The 20097-nt window shown below is 46.7% G+C and carries 10 protein-coding genes, 2 tRNA genes and 1 pseudogene; 9 read left to right on the top strand and 4 right to left on the bottom strand.

The window, feature by feature from the left end:
- The first annotated feature begins 11 nt into the window (after window positions 1–11).
- Window positions 12–99, top strand: a tRNA-Ser gene (locus tag DW039_RS00090).
- Between the two features lie 447 nt (window positions 100–546).
- Window positions 547–3084: a glycoside hydrolase family 2 protein gene (locus tag DW039_RS00085; protein ID WP_117749039.1), complete on the top strand. Its 2538-nt coding sequence runs from the start codon at window positions 547–549 to the stop codon at window positions 3082–3084.
- Between the two features lie 46 nt (window positions 3085–3130).
- On the opposite strand, the gene DW039_RS00080 is transcribed toward DW039_RS00085, so the two are convergent.
- Together DW039_RS00080 and DW039_RS00075 are read right to left on the bottom strand one after the other, a co-directional pair.
- Window positions 3131–6244, bottom strand: a complete 3114-nt coding sequence (locus tag DW039_RS00080) for an ATP-binding protein (protein ID WP_117588490.1) — start codon at window positions 6242–6244, stop codon at window positions 3131–3133.
- Between the two features lie 181 nt (window positions 6245–6425).
- Complete coding sequence (locus DW039_RS00075; protein WP_005832500.1) at window positions 6426–7130, bottom strand: NigD-like protein; 705 nt, start codon at window positions 7128–7130, stop codon at window positions 6426–6428.
- Window positions 7131–7310: 180 nt separating this feature from the next.
- On the opposite strand from DW039_RS00075, the gene DW039_RS00070 reads away from it, so the two are divergent.
- From DW039_RS00070 to DW039_RS00055, 4 genes are all read left to right on the top strand, one after another.
- Window positions 7311–7859 (top strand): RNA polymerase sigma factor, encoded by a 549-nt coding sequence (locus DW039_RS00070; RefSeq protein WP_005831669.1) that lies wholly within the window; start codon window positions 7311–7313, stop codon window positions 7857–7859.
- Window positions 7860–9185: a porin family protein gene (locus tag DW039_RS00065; RefSeq protein WP_035448882.1), complete on the top strand. Its 1326-nt coding sequence runs from the start codon at window positions 7860–7862 to the stop codon at window positions 9183–9185. It begins immediately after the preceding gene.
- Between the two features lie 176 nt (window positions 9186–9361).
- Window positions 9362–11824: a glycoside hydrolase family 3 protein gene (locus tag DW039_RS00060; RefSeq protein WP_005832495.1), complete on the top strand. Its 2463-nt coding sequence runs from the start codon at window positions 9362–9364 to the stop codon at window positions 11822–11824.
- A gap of 30 nt (window positions 11825–11854) precedes the next feature.
- Window positions 11855–14059, top strand: a complete 2205-nt coding sequence (locus DW039_RS00055) for a glycoside hydrolase family 3 N-terminal domain-containing protein (protein ID WP_052573209.1) — start codon at window positions 11855–11857, stop codon at window positions 14057–14059.
- 68 nt (window positions 14060–14127) lie between these two features.
- On the opposite strand, the gene pflA is transcribed toward DW039_RS00055, so the two are convergent.
- Both pflA and pflB read right to left on the bottom strand, forming a co-directional pair.
- Window positions 14128–14853 carry a pyruvate formate-lyase-activating protein gene (pflA, locus tag DW039_RS00050; RefSeq protein ID WP_005831659.1) on the bottom strand — a complete coding sequence of 242 codons (726 nt, stop codon included), beginning with the start codon at window positions 14851–14853 and terminating at the stop codon, window positions 14128–14130.
- A gap of 1 nt (window position 14854) precedes the next feature.
- Window positions 14855–17083: a formate C-acetyltransferase gene (gene pflB, locus DW039_RS00045; protein ID WP_005832491.1), complete on the bottom strand. Its 2229-nt coding sequence runs from the start codon at window positions 17081–17083 to the stop codon at window positions 14855–14857.
- A gap of 553 nt (window positions 17084–17636) precedes the next feature.
- On the opposite strand from pflB, the gene DW039_RS00040 reads away from it, so the two are divergent.
- The 3 genes and pseudogenes from DW039_RS00040 (at window position 17637) to DW039_RS00030 (ending at window position 20007) form a co-directional block, all read left to right on the top strand.
- Window positions 17637–17721 (top strand) — tRNA-Ser (locus tag DW039_RS00040).
- A gap of 273 nt (window positions 17722–17994) precedes the next feature.
- Window positions 17995–19038, top strand: a pseudogene (locus DW039_RS00035) (site-specific integrase); the annotation flags it as partial.
- A 270-nt stretch (window positions 19039–19308) separates the two neighbouring features.
- On the top strand, window positions 19309–20007 hold the full coding sequence (locus DW039_RS00030) for a hypothetical protein (protein WP_119957752.1): 699 nt from the start codon (window positions 19309–19311) through the stop codon (window positions 20005–20007).
- The last annotated feature ends 90 nt before the right edge of the window (window positions 20008–20097 follow it).

The raw sequence follows: 20097 nt of genomic DNA, 5'->3' as shown, positions 1-20097 counted from the left end.
GCCCCGAACAAGGAGAGGTGCTCGAGTGGTTGAAGAGGCACGCCTGGAAAGCGTGTATACCCCTAAAGGGTATCGGGGGTTCGAATCCCCCTCTCTCCGCAACAGTTCTGAATAAGATGGAAAACTAGCGGGTAAAGGTCTACAAATCTATGATTTGTAGACCTTTTTTGCTTGTACTCCGTTTGCTTTGAAAGACTTGGAAACTATGTCTTTGTAAATTAATTATAGATAATGAAAGCTGGATGACATCTCCTTTCATAATAAGGCGATGGGATAATGCATTGCCACTGCAAAGCAAGTGCATGCTTTTTGCAGTGCTACTGCATTCAGCTTTGCAGTGGCGCTGCAACACATATGCAGTGTCACTGCAGCATATATGCAGTAGCGCTGCAACACGTTTGCAGTCACACTGCAGCAGATGTGCAGCGACGCTGACCCGGTAGGTGTGTACGGGATTGTATCATGTTTCGTTAAGAAGATATTATAAAGTATCCTTTGAATGTCGTATTTTTGTCTATCCGTAATTTAGAGTAGTCAAAGAAAACTATGAAACACACTCGTATGAAACTAAAAACAGCGGTAAAGAACCTTCATGAAGGCTGGAAATTCCGGCAGGCGAGACTGACCAATTGGTATCCGGCTACAGTTCCGGGAGTAGTCCACACGGACTTACTGCAGAACAAGATTATTGAAGACCCGTTTTTCCGGTTGAACGAACGGGGATTGCAATGGATTGACAAGGAAGACTGGGTTTATGAAACTTGCTTTACTCTTGCTGCCGACATGATGCGGAAAGAGAATATGGAGCTTGTGTTCGAGGGGCTGGATACTTACGCTGACGTTTATTTGAATGATGAATGTATACTGAAAGCGGACAATATGTTTCGCCGCTGGTCTATCCCCGTTAGGCAGTACATCAGGGAGGAGAATAATATATTGAAGGTGTACTTCCATTCGCCGGTAAAGATAGACGTCCCCAAATGGGATGCACTTCCCTACCAGTATCCGGCATCCAATGACCAGTCTGAAAACGGGGGCTTGTTCAACAAGAAGATAAGCATTTTTGCCCGTAAGGCGGGTTATCATTATGGCTGGGACTGGGGCCCACGTCTGGTTACCTCCGGCATCTGGCGTCCGGTGTATATCAGGGCTTGGAGCGATTTGAGAATCAACGATGTGTTTATCGAGCAGAAGGAAGTCGGTGCAGGCAGGGCCGTGATTGCCGGACATGTGGAGCTGGATGCCGATAAGGATATGAATGGAGTGTTGGTCACGATAACGGATGAGGTTACTGGAAGAGTGCTTGGCGAGTGGCAAGCGGATTTGAAGCGAGGCACCAATCAGGTGACCGTTGATTTTGTCCTTCACAAGCCGAAGCTGTGGTGGAGTAATGGACTGGGGGAGCCTTTCCTTTATCGTTTCCGTACGGATATCATTGCAGGTGGGGAATTGTTGGACTCTAAAACCGAAAGGGTGGGCATACGCTCTTTGAAGGTGGTGCATCAGCCGGATAAGGACGGGCATACTTTCTATATAGAGCTGAACGGGCGTCCGGTTTTTGCCAAAGGAGCCAATTACATCCCTTCGGATAACTTCCTGCCGCGCGTCACTCCCGAGAATTATAAAAGGACGATTCTCGATGCCGCCGGTGTAAACATGAATATGTTGCGCGTCTGGGGTGGAGGTATCTATGAGAACGATGTCTTCTATGATTTGTGTGATGAGTATGGAATCATGATTTGGCAGGACTTCATGTTTGCCTGCAGCATGTATCCGGCAGAAGGCGCCCTACTCGATAATATCCACCAGGAGGCGGTGGACAATGTGAAACGTTTGCGCAATCATGCCTGCATTGCTTTGTGGTGTGGAAATAATGAATGCCAGGATGCCTGGCTGGGCTGGGGCTGGAAGTGCGAGATAGAACGGCAGAACAAGGAATATGCCGACAAGATTTGGGCACAGTACCGGCAGCAGTATCATGTCACCTTACCCGGGGTGGTCAAGGAGTATGCACCCGGAACCTTCTATTGGCCTTCTTCTCCGTTCGCATTCGAGGGAGAGATGTCCGGTACTACTGACGGGGACCGTCACTATTGGAGTGTCTGGCATGGTAAAGCACCCATTTCTGATTATGACAGCGAGAAATCCCGCTTTTTCAGCGAGTACGGTTTTCAGTCTTTTCCAGAGTTCGAGTCCGTCAAGCGCTATGCTCCTTACCCCGAAGACTGGGATATACGTTCCGAGGTGATGATGTCCCATCAGCGTGGTGGCGACCATGCCAACGGGCTGATTGAGACTTACCTGTTGAATGAATATAAAAAACCGCGTGATTTCCGGGCATTCCTTTATATGAACCATGTGCTGCAGGGAGATGCCATCAAGACGGCCATCGAGTCGCACCGCCGCCAGATGCCGTATAATATGGGGACGCTTTTCTGGCAGCACAACGACTGTTGGCCCGTAGCTTCCTGGGCGAGCCGTGACTATTACGGACGCTGGAAGGCGCAGCACTATTATGTCCGCAAGGCCTATGATGACATCCTGATTTCTTCGGTAGTGGAGGGGGATGATTTGATAGTATATGCAGTGTCCGACCGCTTGGAGAATACTTCCGGCCGGCTGCAGCTCCAGGTCTGCCAGTTCGACGGAACCGTGGTTCATCACTGGGACAAGTCTGTCGGCATCTCCGGTAATGACAGCCGTGTCTGTTTTTCCGCACCGCTTGCCAAGTTGCTGGAGGGGGCAGATAGAGGAACGGTATATGTCCGCGTAGACTATACGGACAAATCGGGCAGGGTGTACCATAACAACTACTGTCTGAGCAAGCAGAAGGATATGGATTATCCGAAGGTGGATTTGCAGACTGAAGTCCATTCCATTGAAGGTGGATATGAAGTGATGGTTTCGTCAGACAAGTTTGCCCGTGCCGTATGCTTGTCCGTTGCCGACAATGAAAGTGTGTATAGCGACAATTATTTTGATGTCCAGCCGAAGAGCAGCGTGCAGGTGCAGGTCAGGACGCGATTGTCTGCCGAAGCGTTCAACGGTTCGTTGAGGCTGACTTGCCTGAACAATGAATTCTGATACTCGCCATCTGGACGTTGGCATGCTTCTTCCGTCCGGATGTTTTTTACATAAAGATAATATGCTGCTTCAGTATAGCTGATATTTGTGTCCTCAGCTGATTGGCATTGATAGGTTTAGCCATATATGCGTCGAAGCCGTTTTCCATGACCTGCTGTTCATCAGAAGCATAGGCAAAGGCGGTGACGGCTATGATGGGGACTTGTGTAGAGTATTTGCGTATTTCCCTGGTCGCTTCGTAACCATTCATCACCGGCATGTTGATGTCCATCAAAATAAGCTGCGGGTCGTATTCCCTGAACATATTCACGGCTTCCTGACCATTCCACGCATGTATCAGATTGTAGTCTTTTCGTAGGATGGACTCAATCAACCGGAAGTTGCTGTCATGGTCTTCGGCAACCAAGACGGTGATTTTCTGCTTTTTTACTTTTATAGGTTCGGTCTTGCTTTCTGCCTGCCGGATGCGGCTTGCCGGCACATAGGGGAGGGTGAACCAGAAGGTAGAGCCTTCGCCGGGCTTGGAAGTCAGTCCGATATTGCCTCCCATGTGCTGTACCAACATCTGGCAGATGGATAATCCCAGTCCGGTGCCTTGGGCAAAATTGTTGAGCTTGACAAAGCGGCCGAATATGCTCTCTTGTTTGCCTTCGGGGATACCGCATCCCGTATCGGATACGTAGAAATAAAGCATCTTGTCGTCTTGCAGCTTGTAGCCAAAACGGATACTGCCTTCTTGGGTAAACTTGATGGCATTGGTCACCAGATTGATGACGAGTTGAGACAAGCGGTTACGCTCGGAATGAATGTGGCATTCGGGCAGTCCGGGCTCAAAGGAGAGGGTGACATTCTTTTCGGGCGATAGCTTCAGGCAGAGCGAACTTTCCAGCTCTCTCATCACTTTGTTCAATTCAAAATCCGTATCAATGAATTCCATTGTGCCTGCTTCTATCTTTGACAAGTCCAGAATGTCACTGATGAGTTGCAGCAGCAAAGTATTGTTGTTCTCAATGATGCTGACGTATTCTTGTTTTTCTTCCTCCTCTTCGGTGGAAGCCAATATTCCGGAGAATCCCACAATGGCATTGAGCGGCGTACGGATTTCATGGCTCATGTTGGCGAGGAATGCGGATTTCAGTTTATTCGACTCTTCCGCACGGTTCTTGGCGGAAACCAGTTCCGTCTCCATCTTTTTCCGTTCGGTGATAACCAGCGAAGAGCCCACCAGGGTCAGCGGCTTATTGTTCTCGTCGTAGGTTTCTACGGCGGCCTGGGCCTCCACCCAGTCGAAGTGTTTGTGTCCGTCGGCATGATTGATGACGCGGTATTCCTCCTTGACTTTCTGGATACGTCCCTCAATCAGGTCTGTATAGGCTTGTTTCACTTTTTCCAGGTCTTCCTTGTGTATTTTGGAGAAATACTGGCTGTCGGGTACGGACAGCTGTTCATCGTCCATGATACCGGCATTATTGCTGAGCTCTATCGGCTTGTTGACATCGCAGAGTATGGTGTGTGTCCGGAGGTTCCATTTCCATGGTACGATGTTGGCAACGTCGAGTGCCATGGAAAGTTTCCGGTTTGTCGACCTCAACTGTATTTGGGTGTGGTGCAACTCGGTGCTGTCAACGCAGAAGACGTGCATGTATTCGCCATTGTCGCTTGCCTTGACTACAATGTCGTAGAAAGTGTCTATCTTCTTGTAATAATAGGGGAAAGTTACGGAACGTTTCTCCTTCAATGCAATATTCATGAAATGGAGGAACTCGTTCATGGATTCGGGAAATAATTCGCTTCCCCGCTTGCCGACAGCCTCTTTGCGCATGATAAATCTGTCTTCGAAGAAATTGTTGACATCTATATATAAGGTGTCAGTAATGCGCCCTTTTTCATCTTTTATAAGTTTCTCATACATGTATAGGATGGGCATGTTGTTTATCAGATTTCGGTATTTGAGATTGCTGTCCAGTTGTTGCTGTTGTAATCTTTTGATTCTACTCAGTGACTGTAGGCGGAGATATTGGAAAAAGAACAGCAGAGTTATGATTGCGGCAGTGATACTGATAATGACATATTCGTACTTCTCCCAGAAGGTGGGAGGCATGTTGTAGAATATGGTACCCTTGGGGCATAGCTTCGGATTCAGGTCACGCTGCAGAAGGGATTTATAGTTGAATACGGGGGCTCCGTCGTCGGGATAGTATAACGGGATGTTGCGTGCCGGGGTACCGTTCAATATCTTGTGGATGGTTTCCAGTAGCCGGGCATTATAATTCTCTTTGTTGTAAATGTATCCGCCTACAATCCCCCCTTCTTCTTCAATACCGATGGCCCTTAGCGAAAACAAAGGGATGGGGGCGGTAGAGATGACCCGGTGGGAGTTACTCCTCATGATATTGTCATGGGGAGAGCTCTTGTACAGCCAGGATGAAAAGATGACTCCGGTAGTATGGGGACTCACGTGGTTCAGTATATTGAAAAGGCTGTCCGTCCGGATGTCCTTCGCACTCAAGAACTGGTAATCCAACTCCGGGTACTTTTCACGGATAATCTCGGACAAGTCATAGTCGTTCTGCTGGCAGATGTATGTTTCATCCCCTATATACATGACCTTATCCATTTTGGGGATGAGTTGCTTCATGAGTTGCAGGTTCTCGTTCAGGTATACACTGGATTGCATTAAGGTCAGATTGTACTTCTTCTGTAGGTCACTGATGGGAATACGCTCTGTGCGGGGCAGGGCGTGCTCGCGTATCATTGTTTCCTTAGGACCGGTATAATCCCTCTCACCACATAATATCATGGGGATATCGGGCCACTGCCGGTTCAGTTCATCGCACATGATGAAACTTCCGCATCCGATAAGCACGATAAGTTTAGGGTTCTTGTAACTCTTGAACAAGCTCTCTTTGAATGTCTCCAGTTTATTTTCCTCGTCAAGTGTCAGCATTTTCATGTGTGCGGTGTATACTCCGATGTGGCTGTTCTGTGATGCCATGTTCACAATGGAGGTGATGAAATCATTACTCCAGGGATTGGCTTCTGTATAAGTGTTGATTATCAGAATATCGTCGACGTCTGTTGCGAGAGATTTTCCATATAGGGTGTCTGTGCAGGTGAACGAGCAGAGTATTGCAATTACTGCTCCCAGTATGTATTTCATATCCTTTGGACCGTTTTTAATGTTTGCTATTGTGAAAATTCTTACAAATGTAGGGGTTTCCCGGTGGATAGACAAAGAAAAAGATGAATTTAAGCGGGATATGGAAAAATAAAGCGGAGCAACATATTGCAATGTCACTCCGCTTCTCATTGAGATGTTGAAAGATGTGTTTTCAGGAGATTTAGTTGTTTTCTTTTTTAATGTCTATGGTCATGAACCGTTCACCGTCATATAGACTTTTGACACGGATGTTCAGTCCTTTTTTCTCTTTCAGCTGTTCCGCTATATTGTCCAGCTTGAAGGAGGCCAGTCCGGTGCCCAGCGTGAGCTGGCTGTCATTGTAGGCATTGTGGCGGAATTCGAGATTGACGTAATCCGGTTTGTCGTTTTCGCCGGTGGATGCTTCATTGATGACCAGGTTCAGCATGTGCTTCTTGTCTTCGTTGTTGCTGTGGTAGAATTGATATTTGATGTTCAGATACTCGCCCGTAATCCATAAATCCGTGGCGTTGATGTTGTCATCTCCGATACTGTCTGCCTTTTCGGCAGGCATGGAGTAGATGTCTTTGGTCAGAATGTTTTCGATGTGCTTTATTTGGGCATTGTATTCGTAGCCTGGAAGTTTCTCTTCCAGTTCGCGGAAGTAGATGAAAGCCCTCTGGCCGTCTATTACGGCATAGTCGTGAACATAGGTTGTGTCACTGGGATATAGTTTACTGCCTTCGTCCAGTGAGAAATAGTAGTCTTTTCCTTCGATGACCTTTACCGTACCTACGGCGAACAAAGTGTCATATTTGTCATCCCAATCGTCCAGGCATGATTGCAATACAATGGCAGTCAGGAATAAAAGCATGGATGCTGCCAATGTCATTCTCAGTTTCTTCATAAGTGGTAGGTTTTAGCTCTTTTCTGTTTAAAACTTATTTTTGTATTCAGAAAATGCGGTGAAAAGCTAAATACTGCGTAGTATACTGTTAAAGAAATGAAAGTATGATTTTCTTCTCTGCCTGATGCAGTATTTTTGCGCCGATTGCATTTATAGGGTAAACACGTGTTAAAAGAGAGAATGGAAGAACAGGAATTGGCAGAACGCTGTAGGCAAGGAGACAATCTTGCCCGCAAAGAACTGTATGAGCGCTATGCGGGACGCATGCTCAGCGTATGCCTCCGTTATGCAGGTGACCGGGAGACTGCCCAAGACCTGATGCATGACGGTTTTCTGAAACTTTTTGATTCTTTCGATAAGTTCACTTGGCGGGGAGAGGGTTCTCTGCGGGCATGGATGGAACGCGTAATGGTGAATACGGTGTTGCAGTATTTGCGGAAAAATGATGTGATGAATCAGTCATCGGCCTTGGAGAATGCACCCGAAGCTTATGAGGAACCGGAAGGTTCGTCAATAGATGTCATTCCTCAAAAGGTACTGATGCAGTTTATCAGTGAATTGCCTGCCGGCTATCGTACCGTATTCAACTTATATATTTTTGAAGAGAAATCCCATAAGGAGATTGCTCGACTATTGGGAATTAATGAAAAATCCTCTGCCTCGCAGTTGACGCGTGCTAAAGCGACTTTAGCGGCAAAAGTACGTGAGTGGATGAAAAGAAATGATTAAATGAAGGAACGTATGGAAGATGAATTGTGGTTGAAAAAGATAAAGGACAAGCTGGAAGACTATTCCGAACCGCTGCCGGTTGCCGGATGGGAGCGGTTGGAGAAGGAATTGTCCGTTTCCGGAGCTCCGATAACCGGACCGCATAGGATGATACCTTTCCGTCGCTGGGCGGTGGCCGCGGCAGCTGTGTTGCTGGTGGCGGTTTCGTCCGTCAGTCTGTGGCTGTTGCAGAGTCCGGTAGGGAATGAAATGCGGCATACGTCAGTGCCCGCTTTGGCTGTGGCTCCGGACGTCTTGCCGGAACAGACAGTACCTGCCATACGGACTAATTCCATAGAGCCTGCTTATCGGGCACATGGAAATGCATCGGCGCCCAATAAGGAGGCAAGTCACCCTTTGGTTGCACAACATATCAGAATATCGGTTGGCGAAGAACAGCAGGAGGAAATGCTGCCGGTTGAAACTGCAGATGAGGTTGTCGGTATTGGACAGCAGGCGGAAGAACCGGTAGTGGAAGATACGGACCATGAAACTACAATGCAGGCCGAGGAACCGGAGACAAGGGAAGACCGCTATCGTCCGTCAGGCCGGGACAAACTGCATCTTCCGGAAAAAAACAGTTCTGGTAGGGATGCTAAAGGATGGGCGGTTGGCTTGTCCGTAGGAAATACGGGAGGTTTTTCATTGGCGAATGAAGGGGAAGCGAATGTGATGTCGGACTACATGCCTGGAAGTCCTATTTATGGCGGTAACGTAGATTTATCCTCTACGGCCAATGGCATTGTTACTATTCCCGACGGGCAGGAACTGGTTTTTAAGGATGGTATGCCCTATCTGCAAAGACGCGAAAAGAAAATTGCGGATATAGACCATAAACAACCGCTCAGTTTCGGTGTTTCGGTGCGGAAAAACTTGGCGAAGGGTTTCTCTGTGGAAAGCGGGCTGACGTATACCTATCTTGCTTCTGACGTAAGGTATGAGGGCAGCTCGGAAAAGATAAGCCAGAAGCTGCATTATATTGGCATTCCGGTACGGGCCAACTGGAACTTTGTGGATGCAAAGAACTTTACGATGTACGTTTCGGCGGGGGGTGCCATTGAAAAATGTGTGTATGGCAAGATTGGTACTGAGAGTGAGACTGTGAAACCGGTACAGCTTTCTGTCATGGGTGCTGTCGGTGCCCAGTATAACATAAGCAATAGGGTGGGCCTGTATGTGGAACCGGGAGTATCTTATTTCTTTGATGACGGTTCGTCGATACAGACTATACGCAAGGAGAACCCGTGTAACTTTACGTTGCAGGCCGGTATACGTCTTACTTATTGATAGCAGGACAGACATGTTTTTGTCCACTTTCTTGTAGATTCAGAATTTTCTTAATAACTTTCGGCCGTGTTTCTTCGTTGGTGGATGAAGGGACACGGTTTTTTATTGATTGAGAAGAAAGAAAGTAGGTCGGGACATGCCCGGCAATATAACAAACACGTAGTAAAATAGACAAAATGAAGATTAAAAAGAAAGTAGCCTTAAGCGGGCTATTGCTTTGTTGTGCAATCACGGCAAAAGCACAAGTGTGTATTACTCCCCAGGTGGAGCAGCGTGCCAGGGAGTTGGTTTCTCAAATGACGCTGGAAGAAAAAATCGATTACATTTCCGGTCCCAAATCTTTTTATATCCGGGCTGTACCCCGGCTTGGCATACCCGAAATCAGGATGGCCGATGGTCCGCAAGGCATACGTAACAATACTCAAAGTACCTTGTATCCTTGTGGCATCTTGTCGGCTTCGACATGGAACCGTAAGTTGGCTAGAGAGCTGGGACATGGTTTGGCCCGGGATGCAAAGGCCCGTGGGGTAAGTATTCTGTTGGGGCCTGGAGTCAATATCTACCGCTCTCCTCTATGCGGGCGAAACTATGAGTATTTTGGTGAAGACCCTTATTTGACGGGCGAAACTGCTAAAGAATATATCTTGGGAGTGCAGGAAGAGGGAGTTATGGCTACGGTGAAGCATTTTGCGGCCAATAACCAGGAGTGGAGCAGACATCATGCCAGCTCAGATGTGGATGAACGCACGCTGCAGGAAATTTATTTTCCCGCGTTCCGAAAAGCTGTGCAGGAAGCAGGAGTAGGGGCGGTTATGGATAGCTATAATCCGCTGAACGGGGTACATGCCACCGAAAACAGCTGGCTGAACATTGATGTATTACGCAAGCAGTGGGGATTTAAAGGTATCTTGATGTCCGACTGGACATCTGTATATTCCGGTGTGGGAGCCGCTAATGGAGGGTTGGATTTGGAAATGCCCGTCGGTAAATTCATGACCAGGGAGATTCTTATTCCGGCAATAGAGAATGGTATCGTGAAGGAAGAGACCATTGACGCCAAAGTCCGGCATATACTCCAGACATTGATTGCTTTTGGAGCACTTGATACTCCGAGAGAAGATAAATCTATCGATAAAGACAATGCACAGTCTAAGGAAATTGCACTTGACTTGGCGAGAGAAGGAGTAGTCTTATTGAAAAATGATAACGGTACGTTGCCTTACCGGAACGGTAGAACATTGGTAATCGGGCCTAATGCCGATATTATTCCCACAGGAGGAGGAAGCGGATTTGTCACCCCTTATTCGGTAGTGTCACTCTATGACGGTATGGTTCAGTTGAAGGGCGGCAGACAGATAGAGCTGCTGTCTGACAGCATTCTTTATAAGGATATGTCCCAACAGATTTATACGGATGGCAGTTTTACGCAAAACGGTTTTAAGGGCGAATATTATAATACTCGTAATCTTACCGGAGAACTCTTTCAAGCTGCCATAGAGCCTGCCATAGACCATGCCTGGAAATACGGTGCACCGTTCGACGGCATGCCGGTAGATCAGTTTTCTGCCCGTTGGACGGGAGTTTACAAGGCTGACAAGGATGGAACTGTCAAGTTCCAGCTGGCTGGCGATGACGGATACCGTCTGTTTGTAAACGATAAGCTGATTACCGGAGATTGGGGGAACCATTCATTCAGTACCCGCAGTGCATTTATGCAGGTCAGTGCAGGGGAGATATACCGGTTGCGTATTGAATATTTTGATAATGTGGGTGAGGCGACTGTCAGTTTCCAGGCAGGAATGATGGATGAGGAGCGTTTGGCCTCTTCACTGAAGCATGCCAGGAATGTTATTGTATGTGCCGGGTTCAACAGCAGTACAGAAGGTGAAGGGTTCGACCGTCCGTTTGCATTGTCATACGGGCAGGAATATCTCATTAATAAAGTGGCTTCACTTCATGATAATGTGGCTGTGGTGGTGAATGCCGGAGGTGGAATAGATTTCCGCAATTGGGGGCAGAGTGTACAAGCTATTTTGATGGCATGGTATCCGGGGCAGGAGGGTGGAAAGGCCCTTGCCGAAATCATTACGGGCAAGCTTTCGCCAAGTGGCAAACTACCAGTCAGCATCGAGGAAAAATGGGAAGATAATCCGGTATATGGTAATTATTATGACAATCGCAATGTACCTCATAAACGGGTGCAGTATGCCGAAGGTGTTTTCGTAGGTTATAGGGGATATGACCGGAACGGAAAGCAACCGCTCTATCCTTTCGGGTATGGACTGTCATACAGTAGTTTTGAATATAGTAATCTGAGTGTTGAGAAGACGGGGGGAAGCCGGGTTACGGTAAGCTTTGACATCAAGAATACCGGAAAGATGGATGCTGCGGAAGCGGCTCAGGTATATGTGCGGGATGTGGAATGTTCTGTTCCGCGTCCATTGAAGGAGTTGAAAGGCTACGATAAGGTTTACTTGAAGAAGGGTGAAACCAAGCGCGTTCGGATATTGCTGGATGAGGAAGCCTTTGCCTACTATGATGTGGAATCACATCGGTTTGTAGTGGAAAAGGGGACTTTTGAGATTCTGGCAGGTCCTTCTTCAGCTGATTTACCATTGAAGGCAACTGTTGTTTTATGATAAAATAAATATCAAAACAAGAATGGCAGTATGAAAAAGATAATAATACTGATGGTTTGTCTGTGGGGACTTGGTAACACCTTTACCTCGGCACAAACTACGGAGAAGGAGAAATTCATCTCAAGCTTGATGAAGCAGATGACGCTGGATGAAAAGATAGGCCAGCTTGCACAATGCACCTACCGAGGGAATTTTACCGGACCCGACGGTGGAAATATTCCTAAAGAAGAGTATGTCCGGCAAGGCAGAATAGGCTCTATGCTGAATGTGATAGGAGTAAAGGATATACGCCGTTATCAAGAGCTTGCTTTGCAATCGCGTTTGCGCATTCCTTTAATTTTCGGACTGGATGTTATCCACGGCTATCGTACCGGATTTCCGCTTCCGCTTGCCGAGGCTGCAAGTTTCGATTTGGCCATGATTGAGGAAGCTGCACGCTACAATGCTTTGGAAAGTGCCGCCGATGGTTTGAACTGGGTTTTTGCCCCGATGGTGGATATTTCGTGGGACGCACGTTGGGGACGCGTCATGGAAGGGGCCGGTGAGGACCCTTATTATGGTTCTCGGGTAGCGGAGGCGCGTGTCAGAGGCTTGCAAGGAGACGATTTGGCAGACACGACGACTGTCATGGCATGTATGAAACATTTTGCCGGATATGGTGCACCGATAGCAGGAAAGGAGTATAATAGTGTGGATATGTCAATGGGCCACTTTGCCAATTTTTATATGCCTCCCTATAAGGCGGCCATAAAGGTAGGAGCAGCTACCGTGATGAGTGCTTTCAATGATTTTAATAATATTCCTTGTACTGCCAATGATTTCTTGCTCAACCGGCTATTGAGAGAGCAGTGGGGATTTAAGGGATTTGTTGTGTCCGATTATAATTCGGTAGAGGAATTGGTGAACCACCGTTATGCTGCTGACAAGAAAGATGCCGCAGCCAAAGCGCTGAATGCTGGTCTGGACATGGAGATGGTAAGTACCTGCTACTTGACTTATCTGAAGGAGCTTGTTCAAGAAGGGAAAGTAAAGGAGAGTGTGCTTGATGATGCAGTACGGCGTATTTTGGAGAAGAAATATGAGTTGGGATTGTTTGAGGACCCTTTTCGCTACTGTAATCCGGAAAGAGCAGCCAGAATACTCAATGCACCCGAAGTCCGCAATGCTTCGCTCCGTATGGCCGAGCGTTCCGTTGTATTGCTGGAGAATAGGGAATCCGTACTTCCGTTGACGGCGCAGACGAGGAAGATAGCCTTGATAGGAGGACTCTCAAAATCCCAATACGATATGGCAGGCGCTTGGGCCGCCACTACGGACCGGAGCAAAGTGGTGACCTTGTATGATGCACTGGTCCGGAAAGGACTGGAGGTGAACTATGCTGAAGGCTATGATATGAAGAGCAATCAATTGACCGGACTGCAGGAAGCATTGCAGGCTGCTGAGGCTTCGGATGTCATTGTTGTGGCGGTAGGCGAGAGATTCGGTCAGAGTGGCGAGAAGGCTTCCAAAGTGAATATAGCCATACCCGAGGGGCAGCAGAAGCTGGTGTCGGAACTGGCAAAGACTGGAAAACCTGTCATTGCTCTTGTCATGTGTGGGCGTCCGGTAATCTTCAATGAGATAAGGGAACATGCTGATGCGGTACTGTGTACTTGGTGGCTGGGAAGTGAGGCCGGCAATGCCATATGCAATGTGTTGTGGGGAGAGTATAATCCTTCGGCTAAATTGCCCATGACATTTCCTGCACACGTAGGACAGATTCCCATTTATTATCAGAATAAGAGCACCGGCCGCCCTACCGCATTGAAACAGACCTATAAGGCATCTTATATCGATGCTTCCACTGAGCCTGCCTATCCTTTCGGATATGGGCTTTCGTACACGGATTTTGGATATTCTGATTTGAAACTGCTGCCGGGCAAGGCTGCAGGCGTCCATACGGAGGTGTCGGTAAAAGTGACTAATACCGGTAAGTGTGCAGGAGAGGAAGTAGTTCAATTGTATGTGCAGGATAAGGTAGCCTCTGTTACGCGTCCGATAAAGGAATTGAAGGGCTTCAGGAAAATTCATCTGAATGTGGGTGAAAGCAAAACTGTAGCTTTTCAGATAACTGACGATGCACTGGGATTCTATGACAATGAGATGAATTATATGGTAGAACCTGGTGATTTCGTCTTTATGGTGGGTGGCAGTAGTGATGATGTACAGCAGATTACCTATAACTTGAAAGAATAGGATTCTTACCCTATAAATGAAAAGCAAGGCTGTCTGGAATCATATCCGGACAGCCTTGCTTTTCTGTTTTAGTTGGTTATCACATTCGTGAAATACTCTTTGAACAGTTTTTCTGCCCGTTCCAGTTGTTCCGGAGTATTTTCCTTCACTTCTTTCAATTTGTAATCCCATCCCATGGCTTCGTATTTGTGAACACCCAGACGGTGATAAGGAAGTATTTCCACCCGTTGTATCTGCTGGTATTTGCCAAGACTTTCACCCAGCAGGCGGGTGTCTTCTTCCGAATCGCTGTAACCGGGGACCAGTACATAGCGCAGCCAGAAGGGGTGTTCATGTTCTTCGAGCCAGGCAGCGGTGCGGAGTGTCTGTTCGTTGCTTCGTCCCGTCAGCGTACGGTGGCGTTCGGGATTGAATTGCTTGATGTCCAGCAGCACGAGGTCAGTCAGGCTAAAGAGCTCTTCCACCTTTTCATTCCAGATGCCTCCGTTACTGTCCAGACAGATATGGATGCCGTTCGCCTTCAGCTCCTTGAAAAGAGGAATCAGCGCTTCTGCTTGCAGGGTAGGCTCACCGCCGGAGAAAGTAATACCTCCTTTCTTCCCGAAGAATGCCTTTTGGCTGATAGCCATTTGCAGAATCTCTTCCGGAGTGGTGGGAGTGCCTCCTTTTACATCAATCGTATCCGGATTGGCACAATACAGACAACGGAACGGACATCCTTGCAGGAAAACGACGAGCCGGAGACCCGGCCCGTCGAATGTTCCCATACTTTCGTAAGAGTGTACGTTTATCATATTACATCCTTTCGTGGAATGAACGGCTGATGACTTCCAACTGATGCTCGCGGCTCAACTTCACGAAGTTCACGGCATAGCCGGAAACGCGGATGGTGAGTTGCGGATACTTTTCAGGATGTTCCATGGCATCTTCCAGCATCTCGCGGTTCAATACGTTTACGTTCAAGTGGTGGGCACCTTTGGTGAAGTAGCCGTCCATCATGGTTACCAGGTTCTCTACACGTTCTTCCGGTGTCGGGCCCAGTGATTTGGGAACAATGGAGAACGTATTGCTGATGCCGTCCTGCGAGTCGCGGTAGCGCAATTTGGCTACGGAGCTCAAGGAAGCGATGGCACCGTTCTTGTCACGTCCGTGCATTGGGTTGGCACCCGGAGCAAAGGCAACACCTTTGGCGCGTCCGTCCGGAGTGGCGCCGGTCTTCTTGCCGTACATCACGTTGGATGTGATGGTCAGCAAGGAAAGGGTGGGACGGGCATTCTTGTAGACGGGCAGCTTCTTCAGTTCTTCGCTGAAATAGTAAACGAGGTCTACTCCCAGGTGGTCCACACGGTCGTCATTATTGCCGAAGCAGGGGAATGAACCTTCAGTGTCGAAACCTTCGGTCAGGCCGATTTCGTTGCGGCGTGCAGTGACTTTGGCATATTTGATGGCGGACAGTGAGTCTATGGCGATGGAAAGGCCGGCAACACCGTATGCCAGATTGATGCGTGGGTCGGTATCGATGAATGCCATCTGGGCTTTCTCATAATAATACTTATCATGCATGTAGTGGATGATATTCATGGCCTCGTTGTAGACACGGGCTATTTCAGTCAGTACCTTCTTGTAGTTGGCCATAACTTCCTCAAACTTCAGTGTCTCGCCGGTCAATACGGGAATACCTTTCACCATGACAGTTCCGGTGTTTTCGCAACGGCCACCGTTGATGGCAAGTAGCAGGGCCTTGGCAAGGTTGGCACGTGCGCCGAAGAACTGGATTTGCTTGCCGATGGCTTGGTAGGATACACAGCAGGCAATGCCGTAATCGTCGCAGTTGCGCACTTCGCGCATCAGGTTGTCGTTTTCGTACTGAATGGAGCTGGTATCTACGGAAACCTTGGCGCAGAAGTCTTTGAAGCCTTCCGGCAGTTCGGGACTCCACAATACGGTCAAGTTCGGTTCCGGAGAAGGACCGAGGTTGTATAGCGTCTGCAAAAAGCGGAAAGAAGTCTTGGTGACCTTCACGCGTCCGTCGTTGAAGCGTCCGCCGATGGCTTCGGTCACCCAAGTCGGGTCGCCGGCAAAGATATCATTGTACGACTGCATGCGCAGATGGCGTACCATACGTAGTTTGATGACGAACTGGTCTATCAGTTCCTGTGCAAACGTCTCGTCAATCTTGCCGTGAGCCAAATCGTATTCGATGAAAATGTCGAGGAACGAAGATACGTTACCCAGTGACATGGCTGCTCCGTCCTGCTCTTTGATGGCAGCAAGATATGCCATGTATACCCATTGCACGGCCTCTTGAGCTGATGTAGCCGGATGGCTGAGGTCGAGTCCGTAATATTCGCCCATAACCTTGATGTCCTTCAAAGCTTTGATTTGTTCCGCCACTTCTTCGCGTAGACGGATGCGTGCTTCGGTCATCGGGCCGGTGAGGTTGCGCAAGTCCTCCTGCTTGGCTTCAATCAGACGGTCGATGCCGTAGAGAGCCAATCGGCGGTAGTCGCCGATGATACGTCCGCGGGCATAGTTGTCGGGCAATCCGGTAAGGAATCCCAGTGAGCGGAAGGAACGGATTTCTTCGGTATATACATCGAATACGCCGTCGTTATGTGTTTTGCGGTAATGGGTGAAGATGTCTTTTACTTTATCGTCCACTTCCACTCCGTTTTCACGGCATGCTTTTGCTACCACGTTGATGCCTCCGAAAGGTTTGATGGATCGTTTCAACAGTTCATCAGTCTGCAAACCGACAATAAGTTCATTGTCCTTATCAATATACCCGGCTTTATGAGAAGTGATGGTAGATACGGTGGTATTGTCCAGTGAACGGACGCCATTGTTGTTCCTTTCTTCTTCGAGAGCCTTCAGACAGATGTCCCAGATACGTTTGGTACGTTCGGTAGGTCCCTGCAAGAAAGATGCATCCCCGGTATAGGGTGCGATGTTTTTACTGACGAAATCACTGACATTGATTTCTTTATTCCAAAGCCCATTGGTAAAGGTTTTGTTCAATTCCATAAAATTTGTTTTTGTTAGTAGGTTAGATAATGTTATCCTTTAGAGCGCGCAAAAATACTGAATAAATTCCGTAATTTTATAAGAGAGATTCCCCTTTTTATGTTGAACAGCATAAAATAACTATTATTAGGTAGTGAATGTCCGGGGGAATAGAGATGCTAATACCTTCTTTATGTGTGGTTTACGAACAGAAACAAGAATCGGATAATAATCTGCATTATTTACAAATAATGTAGGTTTAAGAACAGTCGTATTCTGAACCTAATTCAGTCGTATAGTGAATGCCATTCAGTCGTATACTGAATAGGGTTCAATCGTATACTGAATGTGACTCTTTGTAAGCATACTGATATTCAGTAAGTTATAAAATATTATCTTGCCATTGATAAATTTTAACAAATAGCCAAAATGCCGTTATGTTCGTTCCGTAGTGGGTATAAACAAGAATTTTGGTATAATTGCTCTGTTTTTGTGCAGAAAAGTTTGTAGAATAAAAAATGATTTGTATCTTTGCACCGCTTTAAAAGAAAAGCACTTCTGAAAAAGAAGTTTTGGAGAGGTGGCAGAGTGGTCGATTGCGGCGGTCTTGAAAACCGTTGTGCTGCGAGGCACCCGGGGTTCGAATCCCTGTCTCTCCGCTGAACGTTACGGACAAAACCGGACAACGAACAGACAAGTCCCACAAATTCAATGATTTGTGGGGCTTTTTTTATCCCCTTGTGTCTGCCTTAAAGTACATTTTTTCGCCCCTAAAAGACAAGGTTTCTAACCTAACTCGTACCCCCGACAAACAAAATCAAAAAGGGGGTACAGATAGTCGGAAATTGGCGAACTTCTGTCGGTGTTTGGCGAGCCTGCATAAAACTCATTTTTAAGCATTTGCAGTATTTTTGTAACTAAAAAGTGAGTATATGAAATCGACATTCAACATTTGCTTTTACGCAAAGAAAGACAAGCAGAAAGCGGGCGGTGCGTACCCCCTTTTCGCCCGTATCACAGTGGACGGTGTGGCAAGCCGTTTTAATACTAAATTGGACGTGTTGCCTGAAATGTGGGACGGTAAGGCTGGCAAGGCTATCGGACGCACAGCGGAAGCCGGACGTATCAACCGTATGTTAAGCGATATAAACGCATCGCTGAACACCATCTACCACGAAATGCAGCGGCGTGATAATTACGTTACTGCCGAGAAAGTTAAAAACGAGTTTTTGGGACACAGCGAGAACCACGAAACCATCCTTACATTGTTCCAAAAGCACAATGAGGACGTGAAACAGCTTGTTGGCATATCCAAGACGATAGCGACCTACCGCAAGTATGAGGTTACACGCCGTCACCTTGCGGAATTTATACAGAGTAAATATAACCTTTCTGATATTTCCATCCGGGAAATAACCCCGATGTTTATTACCGATTTCGAGTTGTATTTGCGTACAGCCTGCAAGTGCGGTTACAACACTACCGCCAAGTTCATGCAGTTTTTCAAGCACATCATCATCATAGCCCGAAACAATGGCATACTGGACAAAGACCCGTTCGCCAGCTATAAAATCCGGCTGGAAAAAGTGGACAGGGGCTATTTGACGGAAGACGAGATAAAAATCATCCTCAAAAAGAAAATGGCTTCCGAGCGTTTGGAACACGTCAGGGACTTGTTCATCTTTTCCTGTTTCTGCGGTCTGGCTTACAGTGATGTCGCCAACCTGCGGCAAGAGAATATCCGAAAGTCATTTGACGGTAATCTGTGGATAATGACGAAGCGGCAAAAGACCAACACGGACGTGAATGTTCCCCTGTTGGATATTCCCAAAATGATATTGAAGAAATACAAAGGCAAGCTGCCGGACGGAAAGATATTACCTATAATCAGCAACCAAAAGCTGAATGCCTACCTGAAAGAGATTGCCGATGTGTGCGGGATTAAAAAGAACCTCACATTCCATCTTGCAAGACATTACAGATTATTTTTCTCTTTGAAAATTAACAGCTTGCGGAGATCGATTTCTTGACAGGTAACGATTTAGAAACCTGCGAGATTCTGTATTTCGCCTCATTTTGCACTATTTCAAAAGAACGCTTTTCCTAAATGCAAAGGTAATATTATTTTTTGAAAAACATATTACTGTAATAATTTAGTTTCAATTTTTTTCGCCATATTTTTTTATGATTTTGATATTATATGATGCAAAATCGCTATCTTTGCCAAATGAATAATATTACATAGGATGTCACTAATCATAGCATTACATTTAGGTGAAGGTATTATAATGGCTAGCGATAGCAGAACAACATTCTGTACCACCATCAGAAAGGAAGATGGAACCATTGTTCAAAACAATGGGGTTCATTATAGTGATTCTTCATATAAAACTTTTTTAACTCCCAAAGGAGTTGGAATATCTACTTGTGGTCAAGCTAGCATAAATAACAAGCCCATCGCTGGGTATATAGAAAGTTTTATAAATGAGTATAAAGATGGCAACGTTGAAACAATTAAAGACGCAATAACCCCATATTTTAAAGCATTGTGCCCAACGATCGACACACACTTTATAATAGGAGGGTATATAAATTCAGAAAAGGCATATGAACAGAAATTATACAGGGTTTTGACCGCCATAGATAAAATAGAAACCATTGATACCAATATTCAAGGAGCAATATGGGATGGAGAGATAGATGTACTTGGCAGGGTATTGACTACAATGTGTACAAAAGAAGGGGCAGTTCTGCCCGATTATCCTATTCCTTTTAATCATTTTACGATACAAGATGCTATTGATTTTGCAAAATACGCAATTCAAACAACCATAGATACGATGAAATTTCAACAACGAGGAAAAACCGTTGGAGGTCCTGTTGACATACTTATAATAAAACCTAACAATGCTTTTTGGATAGCAAGAAAAGAACTTCACAAATGATAGATTATGAATAAATGGCCAAGAGATAGATACACAGGTCCCGGTGGTGGACTTTACACAGGTCCCGGTGGCGGACTTTACACAGGTCCC

It is taken from the genome of Bacteroides sp. AF39-16AC (assembly GCF_003602735.1).
Classification (GTDB): Bacteria; Bacteroidota; Bacteroidia; order Bacteroidales; family Bacteroidaceae; genus Bacteroides; species Bacteroides uniformis.
Note: the sequence above shows the minus strand (reverse complement) of the source record. Positions and strands in the feature narration are given on the sequence as shown.

Bases quoted from the DNA above. Each gene is read 5' to 3' on its own strand.
- DW039_RS00070 (WP_005831669.1), top strand. From the start codon at position 7,311: ATGGAAGAACAGGAATTGGCAGAACGCTGTAGGCAAGGAGACAATCTT.
- DW039_RS00060 (WP_005832495.1), top strand. From the start codon at position 9,362: ATGAAGATTAAAAAGAAAGTAGCCTTAAGCGGGCTATTGCTTTGTTGT.
- DW039_RS00055 (WP_052573209.1), top strand. From the start codon at position 11,855: ATGAAAAAGATAATAATACTGATGGTTTGTCTGTGGGGACTTGGTAAC.
- pflA (WP_005831659.1), bottom strand. From the start codon at position 14,853: ATGATAAACGTACACTCTTACGAAAGTATGGGAACATTCGACGGGCCG.
- DW039_RS00080 (WP_117588490.1), bottom strand. From the start codon at position 6,244: ATGAAATACATACTGGGAGCAGTAATTGCAATACTCTGCTCGTTCACC.
- DW039_RS00085 (WP_117749039.1), top strand. From the start codon at position 547: ATGAAACACACTCGTATGAAACTAAAAACAGCGGTAAAGAACCTTCAT.
- DW039_RS00030 (WP_119957752.1), top strand. From the start codon at position 19,309: ATGTCACTAATCATAGCATTACATTTAGGTGAAGGTATTATAATGGCT.
- DW039_RS00075 (WP_005832500.1), bottom strand. From the start codon at position 7,130: ATGAAGAAACTGAGAATGACATTGGCAGCATCCATGCTTTTATTCCTG.
- pflB (WP_005832491.1), bottom strand. From the start codon at position 17,083: ATGGAATTGAACAAAACCTTTACCAATGGGCTTTGGAATAAAGAAATC.
- DW039_RS00065 (WP_035448882.1), top strand. From the start codon at position 7,860: ATGAAGGAACGTATGGAAGATGAATTGTGGTTGAAAAAGATAAAGGAC.